The organism is Citrobacter sp. RHB21-C05 (genome assembly GCF_013889015.1).
Taxonomy (GTDB): domain Bacteria; phylum Pseudomonadota; class Gammaproteobacteria; order Enterobacterales; family Enterobacteriaceae; genus Citrobacter_A; species Citrobacter_A sedlakii.
Window position 1 is genome coordinate 815843 of the sequence record NZ_CP057611.1, and the last position, 19021, is coordinate 834863.

20 protein-coding genes are annotated in these 19021 nt (G+C 50.6%); 11 read left to right on the plus strand and 9 right to left on the minus strand.

Annotated elements, in window-relative coordinates:
• The first annotated feature begins 7 nt into the window (after positions 1-7).
• Together HVX72_RS03895 and HVX72_RS03900 are read left to right on the plus strand one after the other, a co-directional pair.
• Entirely contained in the window at positions 8-2527 is a 2520-nt protein-coding gene (locus HVX72_RS03895) for a fimbria/pilus outer membrane usher protein (protein ID WP_181822578.1), read from the plus strand.
• A gap of 17 nt (positions 2528-2544) precedes the next feature.
• Complete coding sequence (locus HVX72_RS03900; RefSeq protein ID WP_181822579.1) at positions 2545-3618, plus strand: fimbrial protein; 1074 nt, start codon at positions 2545-2547, stop codon at positions 3616-3618.
• Between the two features lie 9 nt (positions 3619-3627).
• Here HVX72_RS03900 and HVX72_RS03905 read toward each other — a convergent pair whose 3' ends face one another.
• Positions 3628-4251, minus strand: coding sequence for a DNA-binding protein (locus HVX72_RS03905; RefSeq protein ID WP_181822580.1), 624 nt, complete (start codon positions 4249-4251; stop codon positions 3628-3630).
• A 284-nt stretch (positions 4252-4535) separates the two neighbouring features.
• On the opposite strand from HVX72_RS03905, the gene HVX72_RS03910 reads away from it, so the two are divergent.
• A complete protein-coding gene (locus HVX72_RS03910) occupies positions 4536-5087 on the plus strand; it encodes a hypothetical protein (RefSeq protein ID WP_042289006.1) in 552 nt (183 codons plus the stop codon).
• Between the two features lie 42 nt (positions 5088-5129).
• Here HVX72_RS03910 and HVX72_RS03915 read toward each other — a convergent pair whose 3' ends face one another.
• The gene (locus HVX72_RS03915) at positions 5130-5561 is read right to left on the minus strand and encodes a hypothetical protein (RefSeq protein ID WP_060569493.1); all 432 of its coding nucleotides are present in this window, start codon (positions 5559-5561) and stop codon (positions 5130-5132) included.
• Between the two features lie 43 nt (positions 5562-5604).
• Positions 5605-6447 carry a transcriptional regulator gene (locus HVX72_RS03920; RefSeq protein WP_042289001.1) on the minus strand — a complete coding sequence of 281 codons (843 nt, stop codon included), beginning with the start codon at positions 6445-6447 and terminating at the stop codon, positions 5605-5607.
• Between the two features lie 585 nt (positions 6448-7032).
• Here HVX72_RS03920 and yjdI point away from each other — a divergent pair.
• A complete protein-coding gene (gene yjdI, locus HVX72_RS03925) occupies positions 7033-7263 on the plus strand; it encodes a 4Fe-4S mono-cluster protein YjdI (protein WP_042288998.1) in 231 nt (76 codons plus the stop codon).
• Between the two features lie 8 nt (positions 7264-7271).
• Entirely contained in the window at positions 7272-7544 is a 273-nt protein-coding gene (locus HVX72_RS03930) for a GNAT family N-acetyltransferase (protein WP_181822581.1), read from the plus strand.
• Between the two features lie 251 nt (positions 7545-7795).
• On the opposite strand, the gene HVX72_RS03935 is transcribed toward HVX72_RS03930, so the two are convergent.
• A complete protein-coding gene (locus HVX72_RS03935) occupies positions 7796-8677 on the minus strand; it encodes a nickel/cobalt efflux protein RcnA (RefSeq protein WP_181822582.1) in 882 nt (293 codons plus the stop codon).
• A 120-nt stretch (positions 8678-8797) separates the two neighbouring features.
• Between HVX72_RS03935 and rcnR the strand changes: the two genes are divergently transcribed.
• Complete coding sequence (gene rcnR, locus HVX72_RS03940; RefSeq protein ID WP_042288990.1) at positions 8798-9070, plus strand: Ni(II)/Co(II)-binding transcriptional repressor RcnR; 273 nt, start codon at positions 8798-8800, stop codon at positions 9068-9070.
• Positions 9071-9096: 26 nt separating this feature from the next.
• On the opposite strand, the gene HVX72_RS03945 is transcribed toward rcnR, so the two are convergent.
• Entirely contained in the window at positions 9097-9369 is a 273-nt protein-coding gene (locus HVX72_RS03945) for a hypothetical protein (RefSeq protein ID WP_042288986.1), read from the minus strand.
• A gap of 37 nt (positions 9370-9406) precedes the next feature.
• The gene (locus HVX72_RS03950) at positions 9407-10108 is read right to left on the minus strand and encodes a LuxR C-terminal-related transcriptional regulator (protein WP_042288985.1); all 702 of its coding nucleotides are present in this window, start codon (positions 10106-10108) and stop codon (positions 9407-9409) included.
• Between the two features lie 596 nt (positions 10109-10704).
• On the opposite strand from HVX72_RS03950, the gene HVX72_RS03955 reads away from it, so the two are divergent.
• Positions 10705-11493: a winged helix-turn-helix domain-containing protein gene (locus HVX72_RS03955; RefSeq protein WP_181822583.1), complete on the plus strand. Its 789-nt coding sequence runs from the start codon at positions 10705-10707 to the stop codon at positions 11491-11493.
• Positions 11483-11950 (plus strand): hypothetical protein, encoded by a 468-nt coding sequence (locus HVX72_RS03960; protein WP_060569451.1) that lies wholly within the window; start codon positions 11483-11485, stop codon positions 11948-11950. Before HVX72_RS03955 ends, HVX72_RS03960 begins: the two co-directional genes overlap by 11 nt.
• Positions 11951-11973: 23 nt before the next feature.
• Here the strand turns inward: HVX72_RS03960 and HVX72_RS03965 are convergent, their stop codons facing one another.
• Positions 11974-13203 (minus strand): amino acid permease, encoded by a 1230-nt coding sequence (locus HVX72_RS03965; RefSeq protein ID WP_042288978.1) that lies wholly within the window; start codon positions 13201-13203, stop codon positions 11974-11976.
• A 141-nt stretch (positions 13204-13344) separates the two neighbouring features.
• Complete coding sequence (locus HVX72_RS03970) at positions 13345-13800, minus strand: multidrug/biocide efflux PACE transporter (RefSeq protein ID WP_181822584.1); 456 nt, start codon at positions 13798-13800, stop codon at positions 13345-13347.
• A gap of 100 nt (positions 13801-13900) precedes the next feature.
• On the opposite strand from HVX72_RS03970, the gene HVX72_RS03975 reads away from it, so the two are divergent.
• The 3 genes from HVX72_RS03975 to HVX72_RS03985 all read left to right on the plus strand — a co-directional run bounded on the left by HVX72_RS03975 (position 13901) and on the right by HVX72_RS03985 (position 17226).
• Positions 13901-14776 carry a LysR family transcriptional regulator gene (locus HVX72_RS03975; protein WP_042288975.1) on the plus strand — a complete coding sequence of 292 codons (876 nt, stop codon included), beginning with the start codon at positions 13901-13903 and terminating at the stop codon, positions 14774-14776.
• Between the two features lie 109 nt (positions 14777-14885).
• On the plus strand, positions 14886-16064 hold the full coding sequence (locus HVX72_RS03980; RefSeq protein ID WP_042288973.1) for an acetyl-CoA C-acetyltransferase: 1179 nt from the start codon (positions 14886-14888) through the stop codon (positions 16062-16064).
• 478 nt (positions 16065-16542) lie between these two features.
• Complete coding sequence (locus HVX72_RS03985; protein ID WP_042288972.1) at positions 16543-17226, plus strand: oligogalacturonate-specific porin KdgM family protein; 684 nt, start codon at positions 16543-16545, stop codon at positions 17224-17226.
• Between the two features lie 199 nt (positions 17227-17425).
• On the opposite strand, the gene HVX72_RS03990 is transcribed toward HVX72_RS03985, so the two are convergent.
• Positions 17426-18601, minus strand: a complete 1176-nt coding sequence (locus HVX72_RS03990) for an oligogalacturonate lyase family protein (RefSeq protein ID WP_181822585.1) — start codon at positions 18599-18601, stop codon at positions 17426-17428.
• Positions 18602-19021 lie beyond the last annotated feature (420 nt).

The window sequence follows — 19021 nt, forward strand, 5'->3', positions numbered from 1 at the left end:
ACGAACGATGCCGGGCGACAGCACCGTGAAAGAACGCATTTATTCTGCCTCCTGTAACCGGTCTGGCCTGCTGTTGGCCACGCTGCCGACGGTGATCATACTGTTGTTGCATCAGCGGCTGGCCTGGGCCGATGATTATTTTGATCCGGCCGCGCTGGAGTTAAGCGATCCGCAGCAAAAAATGGCGGATCTGCATTACTTTGCCAAAGCGGGGGGACAGCAACCGGGAACGTATCCTGTCGGCATCTGGGTCAACGACCAGCAGATCGCGCAGGAGAACATCACCTTTGTCGAGGATAACGGGACGCTGCGGCCAGTCCTTACTGCCGCACAACTGGAGGAATACGGTGTTAACGTTAGCGCGTTTTCCGCTTTCGACCGACTGCGTGAAGGGGAGACTTTTACCCGCATAGAACAGTACATTCCCGATGCCAGCAGCCGGTTTGAGTTCTCGACCCAGCGCCTTAACCTCAGTATTCCGCAAGCGGCGATGAAGATCATGAGCCGGGGCTACGTTGATCCCGCCCGTTGGGATGACGGGATCCCGGCCGCGTTTGTGGATTACACCTTCAACGGTTCGCAAACCCGTCAATCCGACGCTGATGGACGTTCCAGCTATCTGAATTTACGCAGTGGCGTGAATCTTGGCGCGTGGCGGTTGCGCAATATTTCGTCAATGCAGTATGACAAAACTCGCCGCTGGGACGCGCAGAGCACCTGGCTGCAGCGGGATATTCGTTCGCTGAAAAGCCAATTGCGCATGGGGGATACTTACACCAGCGGCGAGGTATTTGACAGCGTACCGTTTCGTGGGGTGCAACTGATGTCGAAAGACGACATGCAGCCGGACAGCATGAGCGGTTTTGCTCCGGTGATTCGCGGCGTCGCGCACAGTAACGCAAAAGTAACCCTTTCCCAGCACGGCTATGTGATTTACGAAACCTACGTCTCGCCGGGCGCGTTCGCCATAAAAGATCTCTATCCCACCGCGCAAAGCGGCGATCTGGAGATCAACGTTAAAGAGAGCAACGGTACTGAGCGCCGCTGGACGCAGCCGTTCGCGGCGGTGCCGTTTATGCTGCGCGAGGGGTTAACGACGTACAGCCTCAGCGCAGGGCGGTATCATGCCAGCGGCGAGGACAGCCGTTCCCCTCTGTTTATGCAGGGCACGCTTTTTTACGGTCTGCCGGATGAGTTGACGCTGTATGGCGGGACGCAACTGGCGGAGGATTATCATGCGGTTGCCCTTGGCGCCGGTCATGGGTTAGGCATTCTGGGCGCGTTGGGCGCGGATACCACCTGGGCGGCTACCGCAACGCCGTCCGGAAAACGTTACGCTGGTTATTCGGTACGTGCGCAGTACCAGAAGAATTTCACCGGCACTGGCACCTCTTTCAGTCTCGCCAGCTATCGTTACTCTTCCAGCGGCTTTTATGATTTGAGCGAGGCGGTGACGCTGGAGCGTCGCGACGGACCGCGTTGGAACAAGCGCAGTCGCGAGGAAATCACCCTTAACCAGACTCTGGGCGAGGTGGGGAGTCTTTCCCTTTCTGCCTATGCCCAGGCGTACTGGCACAGCGACCAGCGTGAGCAAACAATGCATGCTGGCTATTACAGCGCCTGGAAAAGCATTTCCTGGAGTCTGGGGTATTTTTACACCCGGTCGGCAGGGCATCAGGAGGCTGACCGTTCGTGGTCATTCAATATGACTATTCCGTTGGGCGGCGCATTGTCCGACAACGCTGTTAGTTACAACACCGCGACGGATAATCACGGCGACACCTCGCACCAGTTGGCGATGTATGGTTCGGTGCCAGGACAGGCGAATCTGAATTACGCCCTGCAACAGGGATACGCCAACCAGGGGCAAGGGAACAACAGCAGCGCCTCGCTGGAATACCACGGTGGCTACGCCACCACGCAAATAGGCTATCGTCGCGATCCTGACAGCAGCCAGCTTACCTGGGGCGCGTCGGGGTCTGTTATCGCTCATCCCCATGGCATTACCCTGGGCCAGAATGTCGGTGACAGCTTCGCCATCGTTCGGGCGCCGGGGGCGACGAACGTTGCGATTCAGAACGGCAATAACGTTCATACCGACTGGCGCGGGTATGCCGTGGTGCCCACGCTGACGCCCTATCACAAAAACGTGATCACGCTCGATTCGGCGTCGTTGTCAGACGATGCCGACGTGGAAATGGAGGGGGCGACGGTGATCCCCGGCGGCGGCGCGGTGGTTGAAGCCCGTTATCAAACCCATATTGGCCATCGCGTACTGTTTACGTTACATCACGGTCGGCATTCGCTGCCGTTTGGCGCCAGCGCACAGGTTCAGGGTGATGAAGGGGCGATGAGCGGTATCGTCGCTGAACGCGGCCAGGTTTATCTGAGCGGCGTTCCCAGCAACGGCGTTCTGGAAGCGCGATGGGATGAGGGCGGCGTGGCGCGTCGCTGCGTGCTGCATTTTCATATTGACGAGTCGCAAGCGCATAAAACGGTCAAGGCTATCTCTGGCCCCTGTCTCTGAATTACGAGGACGTTGTCATGTCAGTCATTATTCGCATCATCACCGGACTGTTGCTGCTGGCGGGAACAGTCAGCCAAAACGCATGGGCGGCAACTTGCCAGGCCAGTACCCGTCAGATGACGATTAACTTTAATAATATTCGTTACTTACCGGCGTTAGGCACCCATATGCAAATGAGCGCCACGATGCAGGCTAACGGCGGCGGTATTCACTTCACCTGCGACCGGCAAAATGCGGCATCGTCTTTGAAGAAGATTGTTTATAACCAGAAGGGACAAAGCATTGCCACGATCAACGGACATGCAGTGTTCAGCGCCTCGCTGCCAGGTATTGGTTATTCATTAAGTTTTCAGTGTGACGGCGGGCCGCAAACCTTTATCACCGCCGGTTCGTCGACGGTGGTCTGCGACAGCGCAACGCTACCGGCCATGCTGTCGGCGCGTGAGATCACCGTCACCCCGTTCGTCACGTTTTATAAAACGGGCGATATTCAACTGGTGAGTAATAACCACGCCTCCTCCGGCGCGTTGCCGGGGGTGGGCACTCTGACGCTGAGTGACAACGGTAGTGGCAACGGGACGCTGTCCACGCATGACGTGAGCCTCGATCTGGCGGCGATGAACGTGGACATCGGCAACAGCGGCAGCTGTAGCGTCGCGACCGGCAGTATCAAGGTCAACCTGGGGAAAGTGAAGCGGACGGATTTCACCGGCGAAGGGACGACGGGCGGAACGCCGACGGCGTTTTCCATCCCTGTTTACTGCACTGCGCCTGTTGAACTGCGGATCGGCTTTTTTGGTACGCCAGCGGTAAGCGGCAGCCGCGACGCGCTGGCGGTTGTCCGTACGTCGGGCGGCGCGGAGGGGGTGGGGGTCAGACTCAGCTATGGTAATAACGGTGCTGGCGCTCCGGCTGCCGGTACGTGGGTGACGCTCAACGACGCTGTGTCGCCGATCGTGAAGCATATGACGGCCTCCAGCGCATCGGCGGCGACGCCGGTGAATTTTATCGCCCAGTATGTTCAGACCGGCGCAACGGTGACGGCGGGTTCGGCAAATAGCAGCGCGACCTTCGTGCTGGACTACAACTGAGACGACTGGTTAAAGATGATAAGCCGTGATGGTGCGCACCGTTCCCGTCAGGGTGTCAGACACCTCCACGTCTGTTGTCTGAATGGGCATACCGGACGCGCGCAGGCGCTGAATATCGGCGGCGATACGCTGGATGCCCAGCCAGAAAAGTCCGTCGAGCGCGTTTACCGCCAGTCCGCTTTCCAGCGCCAGACGCAGACGATCTTCAGGCTGTTTTGTCTCGCTGGCCACCTGCTGATAAGGCGCGGTAGTAAGGGTTTGATCGTCCATACGGCGAATGCGGGAGGATAAGCGGTAGCGAAACGCGTCCGGGACGCGACTGAGATCGGCGCTGATGCTATAGACCTGCCCGCGACGCTTTTCATTGATCAGCACGCTTTTCTGGGTAAGCGAAAATTCTTTACGCAGCTTATCGATGAGCTGTGGTGTGCGGGTGAGCAATAAACGAAAGGGCAGTTCGAAGCTGGTGACGTAATCGACATTGAGCAACGCAATCCGGAGCCGTTCTTCAACGCCCGCCTGCTCCTGCTGACACTCTGCCAGAACGTCCTTCCACTGGCTGGCAATACGCGGCGATTCATTGATCTCGGTGAATTGATATTTCTCAATCAGATAATCGATACGCCTGGCCATGTTGCTTTCCTTCCTGTTCGCTACGCATCTCCCCGTGTGGCACAACATAGCATAGAGAAAGCCGCAGAATACAGCGACAAGTCCAGCAAAACGTGTTTAAGAACGCTTAAAAAAATTATTTTATTAATGATTTTTCAATCGGTTAGTTATATCACGCCAGTTAAGACTATTTAATTACGTTATCTGTGGTCCTCCGCATACAATTTGACCATGTCTCGCTAAAGGTGAATTTAACAAGGCAAAAAACTATTTTAATAATGAATTATTAATACGGCAATAAAACTATGGCTATATATATCATAAGCAACGATAATTACTTGCAGGAAGGAATCGTCTTATTAGCAAAAGATGCAGACATGGACATCATGATAGAGACCATACATCATTTGCCTGTTGACCAATTGACGTTTGACGATACGGTTATTTTACATCTTCATTTGAATAATAAATGTTGTGCAAAGGATATTCCTCGGCTGAACAAGACATGCAAGCTTATGATTATTCAAAACGCGCAAAAAAATGCCTTAATTTGTGACGCGGATATGATCATCAACGCCAGAGAGTCGCTTTCGGCCCTGATGATGGCGATAACGCGCCTGGTGAACATGAAGAAAAGTAAAGCCATTAAAAATCATCTACTTAACCGGGTAGAGAAGATTATCATTCGTGAGTCGCTGGAAGGAAAAGATATCAATCTGATCGCCAAATCGCTCTCGCTACCGCCTAAGCGGGTATATACCTATCGCAATATCGCCTGTAAAAAACTTGGCGGTAATAAAATTCACGATCTGTTATTAATCAAAGAAAATCTATTGGAAGAAGGTTTTTTGTTTTAATGGCGTCAGCCCTGTGGACAACAGGGCTGTGCCTGAGTGAGGCTATCGCGCGCAATAAAAGAGCGGGCGCTGACCAATGGTGAACAAAAAGCCATGAACGCCCTGGTTGAGAATGGAGTAGCTCACGTTTTTGTCCGGATAGACGTAAAAATCAGGCAGAATATCGGCCAGGAGTTCATCCGGTAAGGTTTCAATAATTTCAAATTTATTGATTCGGGTTGAGTGGAGGTGATACGAATCCTGGTTTTCATTCCAGTCGTATGCAACATCCCGGCGGATCCGGCCTTTGAGCTTACCGTCTTCTAAATAGGTTCCGCTGACCGCCACAATGCCATTTTTGTTGTCCAGCGAGTACATATAGTTCAGCGTAATGTTCGCGCGGACGTTGTTATAAAATACCACCACAGAGGCAGAACATTCTTGTTTATTGTGATATCTGTACATAAACACGTTATATAACGCGCCGACGAGCATTCCGGCAGCTAAAAACACCGCGCTGATCGTTATTATTGTTTTTTTATTCACTTTCGACTCCTCGGAAAGAGAGAGTGATGCAACCTGCTACCGGAGATTTTACGTACTCCTTCCGGCAGACAAAGACCGACAGACCGGGGGAGGTTTTGGATACCGGGAAGTAAACCCAGGGGAACTTTTTGCAGTCGAGCCCTGAACTCAGGATCAGGGACTTAAATCGTGCATAATTGCTTTTATTGTCGTGGCTGTCGTCTTTGGTATAGAAACGGCAGCCCTGAACCTGCTCGACGAAAGCATAATCTTTAAAAAACGGTTTTGTGTCGGTCACATGCCAGAAAAAATGCACGCCGACCGCGCCAATGAGAAACGCTGCGACGATGAGCAAAATGCTGGCGACGCGCGGCAATCTGGCTGTTTCTTTGGCCTGTACCGCGGGTGCGGATGCGGGTTCTGGCTCGTACGGCGCTACAGCTTCCGTTTTATCGTCAACGTCCAGTTCGTCTTCGCCTGCCAGCGTATCCACGGGCGCTTCTGCCATCTGATTCGCCGCGATGCGGGTGATTTTTACGCTTTTATCAATTTGAAAACCTTTACGCGGCACCGTGGCGACCAGAATACGATCTGTTTCCCCGACGGCGCGCAGGCCGCGACGAACGATAGAGATATTCTGGTAAAGGGTGTTCGCCGGAACCAGCATACCTTCATCTTCCCATACCTTCTTGAAGAACTCCTGCTGGGTAACCACGTCCGGAGACGCTTCGAGCAGCAAAAGCAGACAACGACTGGCGGGCGTTGTCAAAACCACGTTAAGTTCAGGATTTGACACTGAAATTAACTTTTTACTGTCGGGTCTGAATTCAATATTATCGTTGATTATCCAGTACATATATGTTCACGATGGGGGAAGTTAGACAGAAAGATACTTAAGTGTAGATAAAGTCTGAACATAGTATTACATATAAAATATGCGAATACAGTAGTTGATATCATTTATGAAACTAATGTTTTTATCGCTGTTATTTACATATGTCTCTATTATATAAAGCAATTTATTAACATATGGGGTATCCTTTCGTTTATACACATCCATTTCCCATCAGATTATCAACTGCATTTTCTTGACGGAATTGAAATTCTGTTTTAACCACGCGATTTAAGACAAGTTAAAAGGCAGCCAGCGAAGCCTGGGTTTAAAACAGGAATATTGATGAGTTTTTTTGATGGTTTTTTTGCCTTTTATGGCGAGTTTTTTGAATGAGTTGTCCGGGGGAGGCGGCCAAAATTAATCCGTCAGGGGAAAATTTCTTAATTTCTCTGAAATATCAAATAAAACATCTTAAATAATCTTATATTTAGATTTTTGTCTGGAAGGTGCTGTCTGTGGTGAGGACTTACACATTCGAAAATTAGAGAGCAAGTAAGGCTATTTCGGCGCTATGCTTAGCAATAAGACGAATAACGAGGCAATGTCATGGATAAAGATCTTCAAGATGCGGGTTACCGTGTCTACACCGGCGAGAAAATTGATGTCTATTTTAATACGGCCCTCTGCCAACACTCGGGAAATTGCGTCCGCGGCAATAGCAGGCTTTTTAACCTGAAGCGAAAGCCGTGGATTATGCCTGACGAGGTGGATGTCCAGATCGTGACGCAGGTTATCGACACCTGTCCAAGCGGCGCGCTGCAATATCGTCATAAGTAGGGGGAAAGATGGAAATAATTGAGGGTCACAATAAATTTTATGTGAATGATGCGCAGGGTAACCAGGTCGCCGAAATTGTCTTTGTGCCGACTGGAGAGCATTTAAGCATTATCGAACACACCGATGTGGATGCCAGCCTGAAAGGGCAGGGCGTCGGGAAACAGTTGGTGGCAAAAGTCGTGGAGAAAATGCGCCGTGAGAACCGTAAGGTGATCCCACTTTGCCCGTTTGCGAAGCACGAGTTTGAGAAGACGCGGGAGTATGACGATATACGCGCATGAGAGGGGCGCTGTTACGCAGTGATGGCAGGGCGCGTAACGGGCTAACCTGACCGGGGAGGTCTGTGCTACGGTGTTATCGTCGCGGGCTGCGTGTAGTTCCAGTGGTTACCCGCGTCGTTAATGATGTCATATGTCACAGTAGTACACGGCGGATTGCGCCCTGCGAGCGGAAGCGTCAGCGACGATCGCGGCGTTTGTTTTCTGGACATTTTAATGAGCACCAGGCATGCGCTGATGCTCGTGTACAACGGTCAGGCCGTCTGGATAACGCCAAAATAGCCGTGGATCCCCATATACAGCCCGACCAGCGCTATCAGCGCGCTGGAAAAATAAGGCGCTTTTCTTACCAGCGTACCCATTCCGCTCCAGCGCTTTGCTACCTGATGGACGCTAATCGCAGCCCCTACGCCCACTGTTACCAGGGTTAAGGCCAGCCCAAGGCTAAAACTGAGTACCAGCGTCGCGCCGAGCGTAAATGCCTTTAGCTGAATACAAATCAGCAGAACGGTAATAGCCGCCGGACAGGGAATAAGCCCGCCGGTCAGACCAAACAGGATGATCTGCCCATTGCCGACGCTTTTGCCGTGAAAGCGTCGCTCAATGTCTCGGGCATGGGCTCGTTCATGGGCATCCTGGTATTCCTTCGACCCTGCCGTTAACCCTTCCAGTCCGGCGTGATCGTGTTGATGGTCGTGATCATGTTGATGCTCGTGATCATGTTGATGGTCGTGATCATGTTGATGGTCATGATGATGGCGATCGTCAGCGTGCTGCATGTCGGCTAACCAACTGCGTTCACCGGACCACGTCCGCCAGAACATCCAGCCCGCGGTTGATAAAATGATGGCCGAGGAAATTAACTGAAGCCAGGGTTCAACGGCGGACGCGGTGAACGCTTTGCTGAGAGTCATGCCGCCGAGGGCAATAAGCCAGACGACCGCCGTGTAGGAAACCGTTGCCGCCAGTCCCAGCATGATGGCCTGTTTGACGGTTCCTTTAATGGCGACAATAAATGCCGCCATCATCGTTTTGGAGTGTCCCGGCTCCAGCCCGTGCAAAATGCCGAGGAGTATGGCGCTGGGAATAAAAAACCATGCGTTGCCTTGCTGAAGAAGCGTTGTGAATTCACCCATGATAATGATTCTTGGTTGACTATTTTCGACGGATTCTACTCCCCCCCAGTACCAAATACTACCCCCCAGTAAATGCGTAATGCTATAATCTTCCTTGTTTTATGTTAAGGAGGTGTTGCTATGTCGCACACTATTCGTGATAAACAAAAGCTAAAAGCCCGTACCAGTAAAATCCAGGGGCAGGTGGTTGCGCTGAAGAAAATGCTTGATGAGCCGCACGAATGCGCTGCCGTACTCCAGCAGATTGCCGCAATTCGCGGGGCGGTAAATGGTTTAATGCGGGAAGTGATTAAAGGTCATCTCACAGAGCATATTGTGCATCAAAGCGAAGAAGAAAAGCGTGAGGCGGATCTGGACGTGATCCTCAAAGTACTGGACTCTTATATAAAATAGCCGGGAATCCCGTCCCGGCCCGTCATTCAGCCAAACACCGTGTGCTGATTTCGCTGAACAATATAACGTTCAATATGTTTATAGCCGCTGATCGTTTCCAGTGCCTGAAGCAGACAGATAACGCCTTTCGCATCGGCGTGTTGCCGCAGCGCCTCTTCGCAGAGGCGCCGGACCGAGGGCGGAAATGTCAGTTGCTGCAGCGCAGCCGTCAGTTCCTGATAAGCCCGCTCGCCATCCCCCCCATAAAGAAAAATAAGTACCGTGCTCAGCGCGCGCGTTTCTTCTTCGTAATAACTCACTGGTGACTCCCGTCCATTTTCTTCCCTGAGCCTGGACTCAATTACGTCTGTGCAAAGGTCCCGTTGTGCAATCACTCTCTTTCATCAGTACAGAATAGACATTTTTGTCTTCTGAAACGGAATGAGAGTGGATAAACAATGCGTTGATCCGTCCACCCATGCGTTTTTCGATGCGCTGTTTGTAGGCATATACGCTGCGAATATCCATATCAAGCGCCTGGGAAATCTGATGCGGCGTACTGCCCGCGACCATATGGCCCAGGATGGTGAATTCCATCTGCGTCAGGGTATTACCCTTAGTGAACGACAGATGACGCCCGATAAACACCTGACGGATTTTTTCATTCGCCACGTCCAGTCCATCATCATGATAAATGATGGCGGACACCGCAGGATGATATTTCCGCCAATAATTTGCCAGCGACTGCATATTTCTGTCGCTAACAAGGATAATGCCCATGCGGGTACTTGCCAGATATTCAATCCACTCTTTGTCCAAAAACAGGCGTAAAAAGCTGATCGAGAAATCGACAAAAATATACCCACTTAACCTGGCGTTGTGATTATTCGCTAAAATACCTTCAATAATGCCTTTATTAAAATAGACGCTTTCTTCAGGCCACATGCAAAAACAGGCATTGGCGCAATATTGTAAACGTGGCGATTTCTCTGGCATTATTTTACAGTGCAAAGTACAACTACTACATGTAAGCCTTTTTATTTTTTCATCCAGCCCCATATTGAGAGCCCCCCCTATCCGTGATAATTTGATAATTTCATCCGTTTTAAAACATGTCAATACTCTACAAAATGTGTATTCGATAGAGTAAAAATCCTAAACTTACGTTATTGCTATTATTCCTAAAAAAACAGTTTTTAGCTTTAGACATAAAAATGCGTTTAGTCTAATTCTGAGCGGTGTTATCCGGTTGCGTAAAAGACGTGCAAAAAGCCACCCAGGAATTTTGCTACACCCACCAGGAATAGTTATATTGCAAAAATGTTGGTTTTATAGCCGCAGATAGCATTTATCGTTAAAAGTTGAGCATCTGTTACAATGTCTGAAGTATTTGTTACATTGTGCTTGTGTTAAATTATAAAGCCTTGTTTATCAGTCTGTTTGTTTTTTAAACCTGAGGCTATGATATCGGGAGCTTCCGCATTACGCATCTAAAATGGTCTTAATTAAGAATTTGTGATCCAGTTAAAACTTAATGCTCTTGATTTATAACAATTTTACTGGAAATTGCATGATCGTGTTTGCACATCTATTATATATAGGGTGATCTCTTTTTAAGATTTTTGTAGCATGATATTCATCATGTAAATGCGAGTATGCACACGGTGCTTGAGAATTCCACACACACAATATGTTACACTATTAATAACCTGGTTGACTTTCACCCGGGTGACCGCTCCTTAACCAATAAAATCACAGAAAAAAGCGTCACGCTGCAAACACCCGCCTGTTTTATTCTTTTATATTTAATTGAAAATGAAGGGGCGGTTATCCCACAAAACCAACTCGTTGAAGTAGGCTGGGGAGAGAAGAACACAATCACGTCAATGAATACGCTATATCAGACGGTTTTAACGTTACGTAATGCTCTTGCGGAAGTGGGGCTTTCACGCGATCTGATTAAAACCATTGCCCGCCGCGGTATAATGATTTCAGCAAATGTTCAATGCATAGATGTTTCGCCTGCGGAAGGCGTGGGAAATGTTGACAGGGAATTACATGCAGAATCTCCCCCCGACAGAAAACGTTCCTTTTTTAAGCTTACATTCATTACCGGGACGCTTTTGGTGTCGACGCTACTGGCCAGCGTCGGGGTTTCGGTGGCGGTATTTACCCCGGCGGAATCCCTTTTTTCCGCTTATACACTTCTTGATGCAACCTCAATATCTTCGTGCACAGTGTTATTACATGGTAAGAGGGCATTAGATACACGGTATGTGCAGTTTATGGGGCGAAATAAAGATATTTGTCATCATCATAGTTTTGTTTTTATTTCAGGGATGAGCAAGGCGAAAAATATTGGCGCTATCGTTTGTCAAACGGATATTCGACTCGATCCCGCCGCGCAATGCACAACCTGGTACTCCATTCATAATGAAAACTAAAACGATCTCGCTGATGTTGGTTATTCTCCTGGTTCTCGCGACCGGGGCGGCTTATTGGTACTCAGAACTGCGCCAGCCACATATTAACTGTAACGGGCGAGTGGTCTGGGAGGTGAATGATGAAATGTTCAAAGGGGATTTGGACTTTCAAATGCAGGGCGGAGAAGGGGTGGTGATTGTGACCGGCGAACTGGTGATGCACAACGATGCGCATTATAAAGTCAGCCGGATAGCCTATTTCACCTATCAGAATGTGCGCGACAATTACATTCTTCATACGAATAAACTGGTACGCTTTCCCACTGATGAGCTATTGCAGACCGCCGGGATCAGAGCGATGCCGCCCATTTACCTGACCGACGATACGACGTTTTCGCTGGTGATAAAGTCGTGGAAGGAAGGATGGGCGTTCTCCACTATCGGCGCGCCCTCGCTGCTGTGCAGTGATGAGGAATAACGGCCCTTGCGGGCCGTCTGAAGCTAGCCGAAAAACATGACCGACACGCAGAGCAGCCCGACAATCAGGGTGATCAGATTGCCCAGTGAGCGATGGGGTTTTAAGGCCGGGATGAGATATGTCGACAGGGTCGGCATGATAAACAGAATCATGGCGATCAGCGGTCCGCTAATGGCATAAATCATTGAGATCGCATTTGGGTTGATGCAGCAAATCACGAAGGTGATGGCGGAAACCAGAAGAATCGACAGCGCGCGGTTGAAGGCGCGGCTTTTCTTCACACCAACTTGCTGTAAACCGGTTCTGACCACTTCGGTCGCCCCTTCAATCACCCCAAAATAGGTTCCCAGGAAAGACTTCGACATGGCCACCACGGCGACCACGATACCGGAAATCGACAGCCATGCGGGGGCATGGGGCATCATTGATAACGCTGAAAGGATCGTCACGCCTTCTGCTTTCGCCGCTTCTATATAGGAAGGGGGAATAGATAGCAGGCAACTAAAGACAAAGAACAGCACGCTCAGGCAGATGATCAGATACGCGACCTTCATGATTTTTTTGCATTTACCCATGGCCTGCTCGCCATATTTCTCACGTCTGTCGATGGCAAACGTCGAAATAATGGGCGTATGGCTAAAAGCGAAAACCATCACTGGAATGGAGATCCATACCTGATGCAACGTGTGCTGATCAAACGCCATTTGTCCGGTGAGCAGCGAGGGCTGCCAACTGCCGGTCAAATACAACGAGAGAAATAAAAAGTACGCGATAAGCGGGAAAACCAGAAATCCCATTACCCGAATCGTCGCATGACGGCCCATCAGGAAAATCAGGTTCAGGATAAGCACCACGCCAAAACTGACCGCCATCCGCACGCCGGTGTTAATGGCGATATGTTTGGCTAATTGTTCGGTCAGTGAGTTGGTAATGGCGACGGCATAGATCAACACCACGACAAAGAAAGCGATAAAGTACAACGCGGTGATCAGGCTGCCGATCTTCTTACCGTAATAGTGCGTCACCGCGCCGGTAATGCCTTCGCCCGCGGACGTTTTTGAAGAGAGAATGAACTGACACAACGCTTTGTGCGGCCAGTATGTCAACGGCCAGGCGACCAGCGCGGTGATAAACAGAACAATCGCCCCTGCCGAACCGAGCTGGATAGGCAGAAACAATGTTCCAGCGCCCACGGCCGTACCATATAAGGCGAAGCTCCAGAGCGTTTCTTCTTTTGACCAAATTTTCGACATTATTTGAACGTATCAACTATAAATTAAACAAAAAGAAGCGCAATTTACCATAAATGGGCGTAATGAGTGAGCAGAGAAGGGAAGGGGGGATGGCGGCAGAAACTGCCGGAAGCGCAAGGATCCCGGCAATTCAGTGAATAATCAGGCAGTAACGCGCTGCTGGCGACGCTTCACAATCCGCGCGCGCAGGGTGTCATACATCCAGTTGTACAACATGGTATAGGGCAGGAAGAACAGGAAGAAACCGATTTCGAGTGTAAACGCCTGTAGCAGGCTGACGCGCAGAACATACGCGACGATGCTCACGCCGATCACAATAAATCCGCACTCAAAACCCAGCGCGTGGAGCGCCCGCACTTTGGCTGTGCGTTTGAGCAGATGCGCGGGCCAGACGCGATCAAACAAAGCGTTATAAATGATATTCCAGATCATCGCCGTGGTCGCCAGCAGGATCGTCAATCCTCCCATTTCCAGCACCGAACGCTGCATTAACCATGCGGCTGTGGGCGCGAGGATCGCCGTGGCGATCCCCTCAAAACAGACGGCGTGAAAAACGCGCTCCAGTAGCGATCTGCGTTGAATATCGTTGTGTTGCATACTTCACCTTTTGAAAAACGCCCGGAACAGGGAATGGCAAGCATTTTATCGTTTAATGTGATATCTAAAAGATAGAATCCATCGATAAAGTAGATAGTTCATGCGTTACTCCCCTGAAGCACTGACCGCGTTTGTCGAGACGGTTGCCTGCGGATCGTTTTCCGCGGCGGCGCGCAGGCTGCGCAAAAGTCAGTCCACCGTCAGTACAGCGATTGCACATCTTGAGGCCGATCTTGGCATTACGTTGTTCGATCGCACCTCGCGCCAGCCGGTACTTACCGAAGAAGGTAAGAAGGTGCTCGGCTACGTTCAGGCTATCTTGTCCGCCAGCGATCGGCTGGATGAGGTGGCGCTGTCGCTGGCAGGCAAGACCGAAGCGCGCCTGACGTTTGTTCTCTCGGATACCCTGCATCCGGACGTTCTCGAAGCGTTGATGGCGCAGTTTGACCGCCAGTTTCCTCATACGGAATTTGAGTGTCTGATTGGTGAAGATGTCGACGTTATCGACCTGTTGCAAAAAGAACGGGCGCAGGTCGGTTTGACGGAAGCGAAGGATCATTATCCTACCGACATTGGTGCGACCCGCCTGCCGATGCAAACCTGGATGGGCCTTTACGTCGCCGCCTCACATCCCCTGGCCGGTGAGGAAAAAGTTGAGTGGGACAGGTTGCATACCTGGCGCGAGCTGCGGCTTAACACGTATCTGGATAATGGCGCCCAGCTTGCCCGTGGTCCGGTGTGGTCCGCGCCAAACTATTTGTTGTTGCTCAGTATGGCTGTGCAGGGGTTTGGCTGGTGCGCGCTACCTTGTGCGCTTGTTGAAGAGTTTGCGGCGGAAAAACCGCTGGTGCAGTTGGATGTGCCCGGCTGGCCCAGGGCAATCTCAATCGATCTGCTCTGGAATAAAAAATCTCCGCCTGGCGCGGCTGGAAGCTGGTTGAGATACCATCTCCAGCAGGGTGGTATGGGGGAGTGAAAGCGCAGAAGGATTTCATTTGTGATAAAACTCACCTTTCTTAAACAATCAAGATAACTATTTTTAACAATCCTCTACTATTGCGGTGTTCTTTTGCGCAGAGGTCGTAATGAAAGAGGTTGTGATCGTAGGGGCGTTACGCACGCCCATTGGTTGCTTTCAGGGAACGCTGGCGCGTCATTCTGCCGTGGAGCTTGGCAGTATGGTGGTTCGGGCGTTGATCGACAGCAGCGGCGTAAATGCGCATGCCGTTGACGAAGTGATCCTCGGCCAGGTGCTTACCGCAGGGGCTGGGCAAAACCCGGCGCGTCAGTCGGCAATTAAAGGCGGGCTGCCGAACACGGTTTCTGCTATCACGATTAACGACGTCTGCGGCTCCGGGCTGAAGGCGCTGCATCTGGCGACACAGGCGATCCAGTGCGGTGAAGCCGACATTGTGATAGCTGGTGGACAGGAGAATATGAGCCGGGCGCCGCATGTACTCACCGACAGCCGAACGGGCGCGCAACTTGGCAACAGCCAACTGGTGGACAGCCTGGTGCATGATGGTTTGTGGGACGCGTTCAATGATTATCATATGGGCGTCACCGCCGAAAATCTGGCGCGGGAATACGGTATCAGCCGTGAATTGCAGGACGCTTATGCGCTCAGCTCACAACAAAAGGCGCGCGCGGCGATCGACGCCGGGCGTTTTAAAGCCGAGATCGTGCCGGTGGTAACGCAGCGTAACGGGCAAACCGTGGTTGTCGATACCGACGAACAGCCGCGAACCGACGCCAGCGCAGAAGGGTTGGCGAGGCTCGATCCGGCTTTTGATTTACGTGGTTCCGTGACCGCCGGCAACGCTTCATCGATCAATGATGGGGCGGCGGCGGTGATGATGATGAGCGAAGCAAAAGCTCAGGCGTTAAACTTACCGGTGCTGGCGCGTATACGTGCGTTCGCCAGCGTTGGCGTAGACCCTGCGCTGATGGGGATTGCGCCGGTCTATGCCACTCGCCGCTGTCTTGAGCGGGTCGGCTGGCAACTGGCCGATGTGGATTTAATCGAAGCGAACGAAGCGTTTGCGGCGCAGGCGCTTTCCGTCGGGAAAATGCTGGAATGGGATGAGCGGCGGGTTAACGTCAACGGAGGAGCGATTGCGCTGGGGCATCCTATCGGCGCGTCCGGCTGCCGGATTCTGGTGTCGCTGGTCCATGAGATGGTCAAGCGGAACGCCCGGAAAGGCCTGGCGACCCTGTGCATTGGCGGTGGGCAAGGCGTCGCGTTAGCTATTGAGCGCGATTAACGATTAATTTCATTTCTTTTCCCTTTTTTATATTAATCCCTTTAATGCCGTTATATAAAATGTGACGGCATTCACGCGCATTGTTTTGAAATAAGTAAAATCCTATCCGTAAACATCTGCTGTTTTCGAAACCCATCCTTTATTTTTTCAAACAGACCCTGTTCTACAATAATCAATCGGTTGATAGTTATAAATAATAAAGTAACGCAGGTTATTAAGTGTGGGATTCTGTAATCTCTTGTTTTTAATGTTTATTTATTTAAATTAAATTCCAGGGATGGGTTTTAATTAAATTAAAACGTGACCGTAATCGTTATTTATGGCGTTTGAAGGCTTTTTTGTTTGATATTCATCACGCCACGGACGTCCATTTTTTTTGAAACAAATAATTACGATCGCGATCACTAAAATGGTGGTGTTAAAAAAATAAAATGCAATTCCATAAAAAAGAAACATCATTTTAATTTGAGGATAGGATATGTTTAAAAAAACTCTGGGCCTTGCGTCATTAATTGGTGCGTCGTTTGCCGCGCAAGCGGTGACTGTCGACTTGCGTCATGAGTATATTGATAGCGGCACCAACGCCGACCGTGTGGCGGTGTCGCACCGTTTCGATAACGGCGTCGGTTTTTCTGTTGAAGCAAAATGGAAATCTGGCGGAGATAAAGCCGATCAGCCATTCTCTGACGTTGTGGGTAACGGTCACGAAGACTCACTGAGCTGGCGCTGGAAGGCGACTGACAATATTGCCATCACACCGGCGATGACGCTGGAAAGCACCGACAGCCGCACCATTTACAAGCCGAACATTCACGTGCAGTACAGCTTCGAAAATGGATTTTATGTCGCGGCGCGTTACCGTTATGAATACACACGTTATCCGTCAAGCGATAATAAAGACGATGACAAAGTTAACCGTGGCGATGCGTGGATTGGTTGGGTCATGGGCGACTGGCGTACCGAACTAAACTATGTTTACGCCAAAAGTACTGAAGGCGAAATTCGCAATAACAACAAAACCTACTCCAACGAATACAACGCCAAGCTGGCGTATAAATGGGATAAAAACTGGGCGCCTTATGTCGAAGTGGGGAACGTGGGGGTGAAAACCTCTGACGAACGTCAGACCCGCTTCCGTGTGGGCGTCGCTTATTCGTTCTGATTCAGCGGTACCCTCATTGTCTTATTCCCCCGGCGCAGTCAGCCGGGGTTTTTTCGTTATTGCCGGGGGCGCCAGGCATCACCGCGAAATAAACCCATCGAACATTCAGCAAAGTTAGCCATAAAAAAAGCCCTCCAGGAGGAGGGCAAGGCCAGTTACAGAAGCACACAGGTCGCGCCTGCGGAACAGGCGCTCAATCTCACAGTCGCAATAATTCCGGTTGTTCGGGCAGTCTGGCGAGATAAATTGCCGGTTTGCCGTCTTTGTCAGAGCTGAATAATACCGCGCGATCGTCCGGAGTAAACGACGGATGCGGGTGGGTTACCTGGCGGCTGTTAGCGACTGTCGCCCAGGAGGTATCGTGACGGGCAATCCGGAAATAGGCTTTCTTCGCCACGTCAAAGCCGTATAAATAGGGGTCGTTATCAATGGTGTATCCGCCAGTGTCTTTGACGTCTACCGGCGTACCGGAGCCATCGCCGACCAGCAACGTGCCGTCAAAGTTACTCATCAGATGCGAGCAGGCTGGCATTGGCATAATGTCTTCATTGATGCCGGTGTCGGGGTTATAGCTGGAAATTGTGCGTCCCTGCTGCCCTTTCAGATAGGAAACATACACCAACGCGGAGCCGTTTGGCACCCAGAACTCATGGGTGCAGCTTTCGCCTTCTGCATGATCTTTCACTTTGCGGATATTGCTACCCTCTTCGTTAACCAGCCACATCCGCGCGTCGATCAGATCGTGTGGTCCCTCATGGCAAAACGCGACGGTATTGTCGTCAAAGGGGCGATAGATCGGATGGCCCAGCCAGATCTTTTCTTCATGAATGACCGCGCTTTCTCCACTTCTCAGATCCACCCGCAGCAAGCGACAGTGTGGACCTTTATGGAAAAAGTCGTGGAAGATTTTCCAGTCGTTCAGCGGCGTCCAGTCGCGTTTGGCAATCTCAATGCCGACCAGCTTAGTACAGTCGCTATTTGCCACCCAGGTGCCATAACCGACCCATTCATCCGGTACGCGATACACTTCGCGCTCGGCCAGGGTACTGAGATTGACTTCAAACAGCGTACGATCGTTTTTCACGTAATACAGCGCGCTATCATCCGGAGATAAAAAGCCGCCAAAGGTGTTGTCGCCCGCGCCTTCGGTTAACTGAATGGCCTCGGCTTTTGCAATGTCGAGTAAATAGTAGTTCCAGTGGCCGTCAAACTCCCCAGCGAACAGCAGGTGGCTACCGTCATTAAAGAAACATTTTTGATAAAAGTAGTTTCGGTGACACGTTACTTCCGGTGGGGTCAGACGCGTAACTTCCACGCCTGTATCCGGATCGCGACTGACCTCATAGTTCAGTTTGACCCGCATGCCTTTAGCCATGATGCACTCCTTTTTACCGTGGCGGGGGAAAAGACCCGCAGCAGTACCCAGATTTATGATAGGTTTAAAAAGCGAGCATCAAAATATCAAAACGCTGTTTCAATGTATGTGATTGACAGCGCACTTTACTTCGAAAAAGCAAAAATAAAGCGGATGGATTTCACGGACTTAGGGAATCAACGAGGGGGGTATATTTACCACTCCCTATATAGCCTTTTGTTTTTAAATAGGATTTTTCTAAACTGTGACGCAATTTCAGAAAACGAGCGTGATCGCACTTACACTTTTGATAATAACATGCAGAAAAAGTGAAACGATGTTTTATTTGTAATTGAAAAGCCGTTCCCGGAGGGATATCATGAGCCATAATGTAAAACGGAACAGCGTTTCGCTCTCCGTACAGGAATTCCGGCTCGGTTC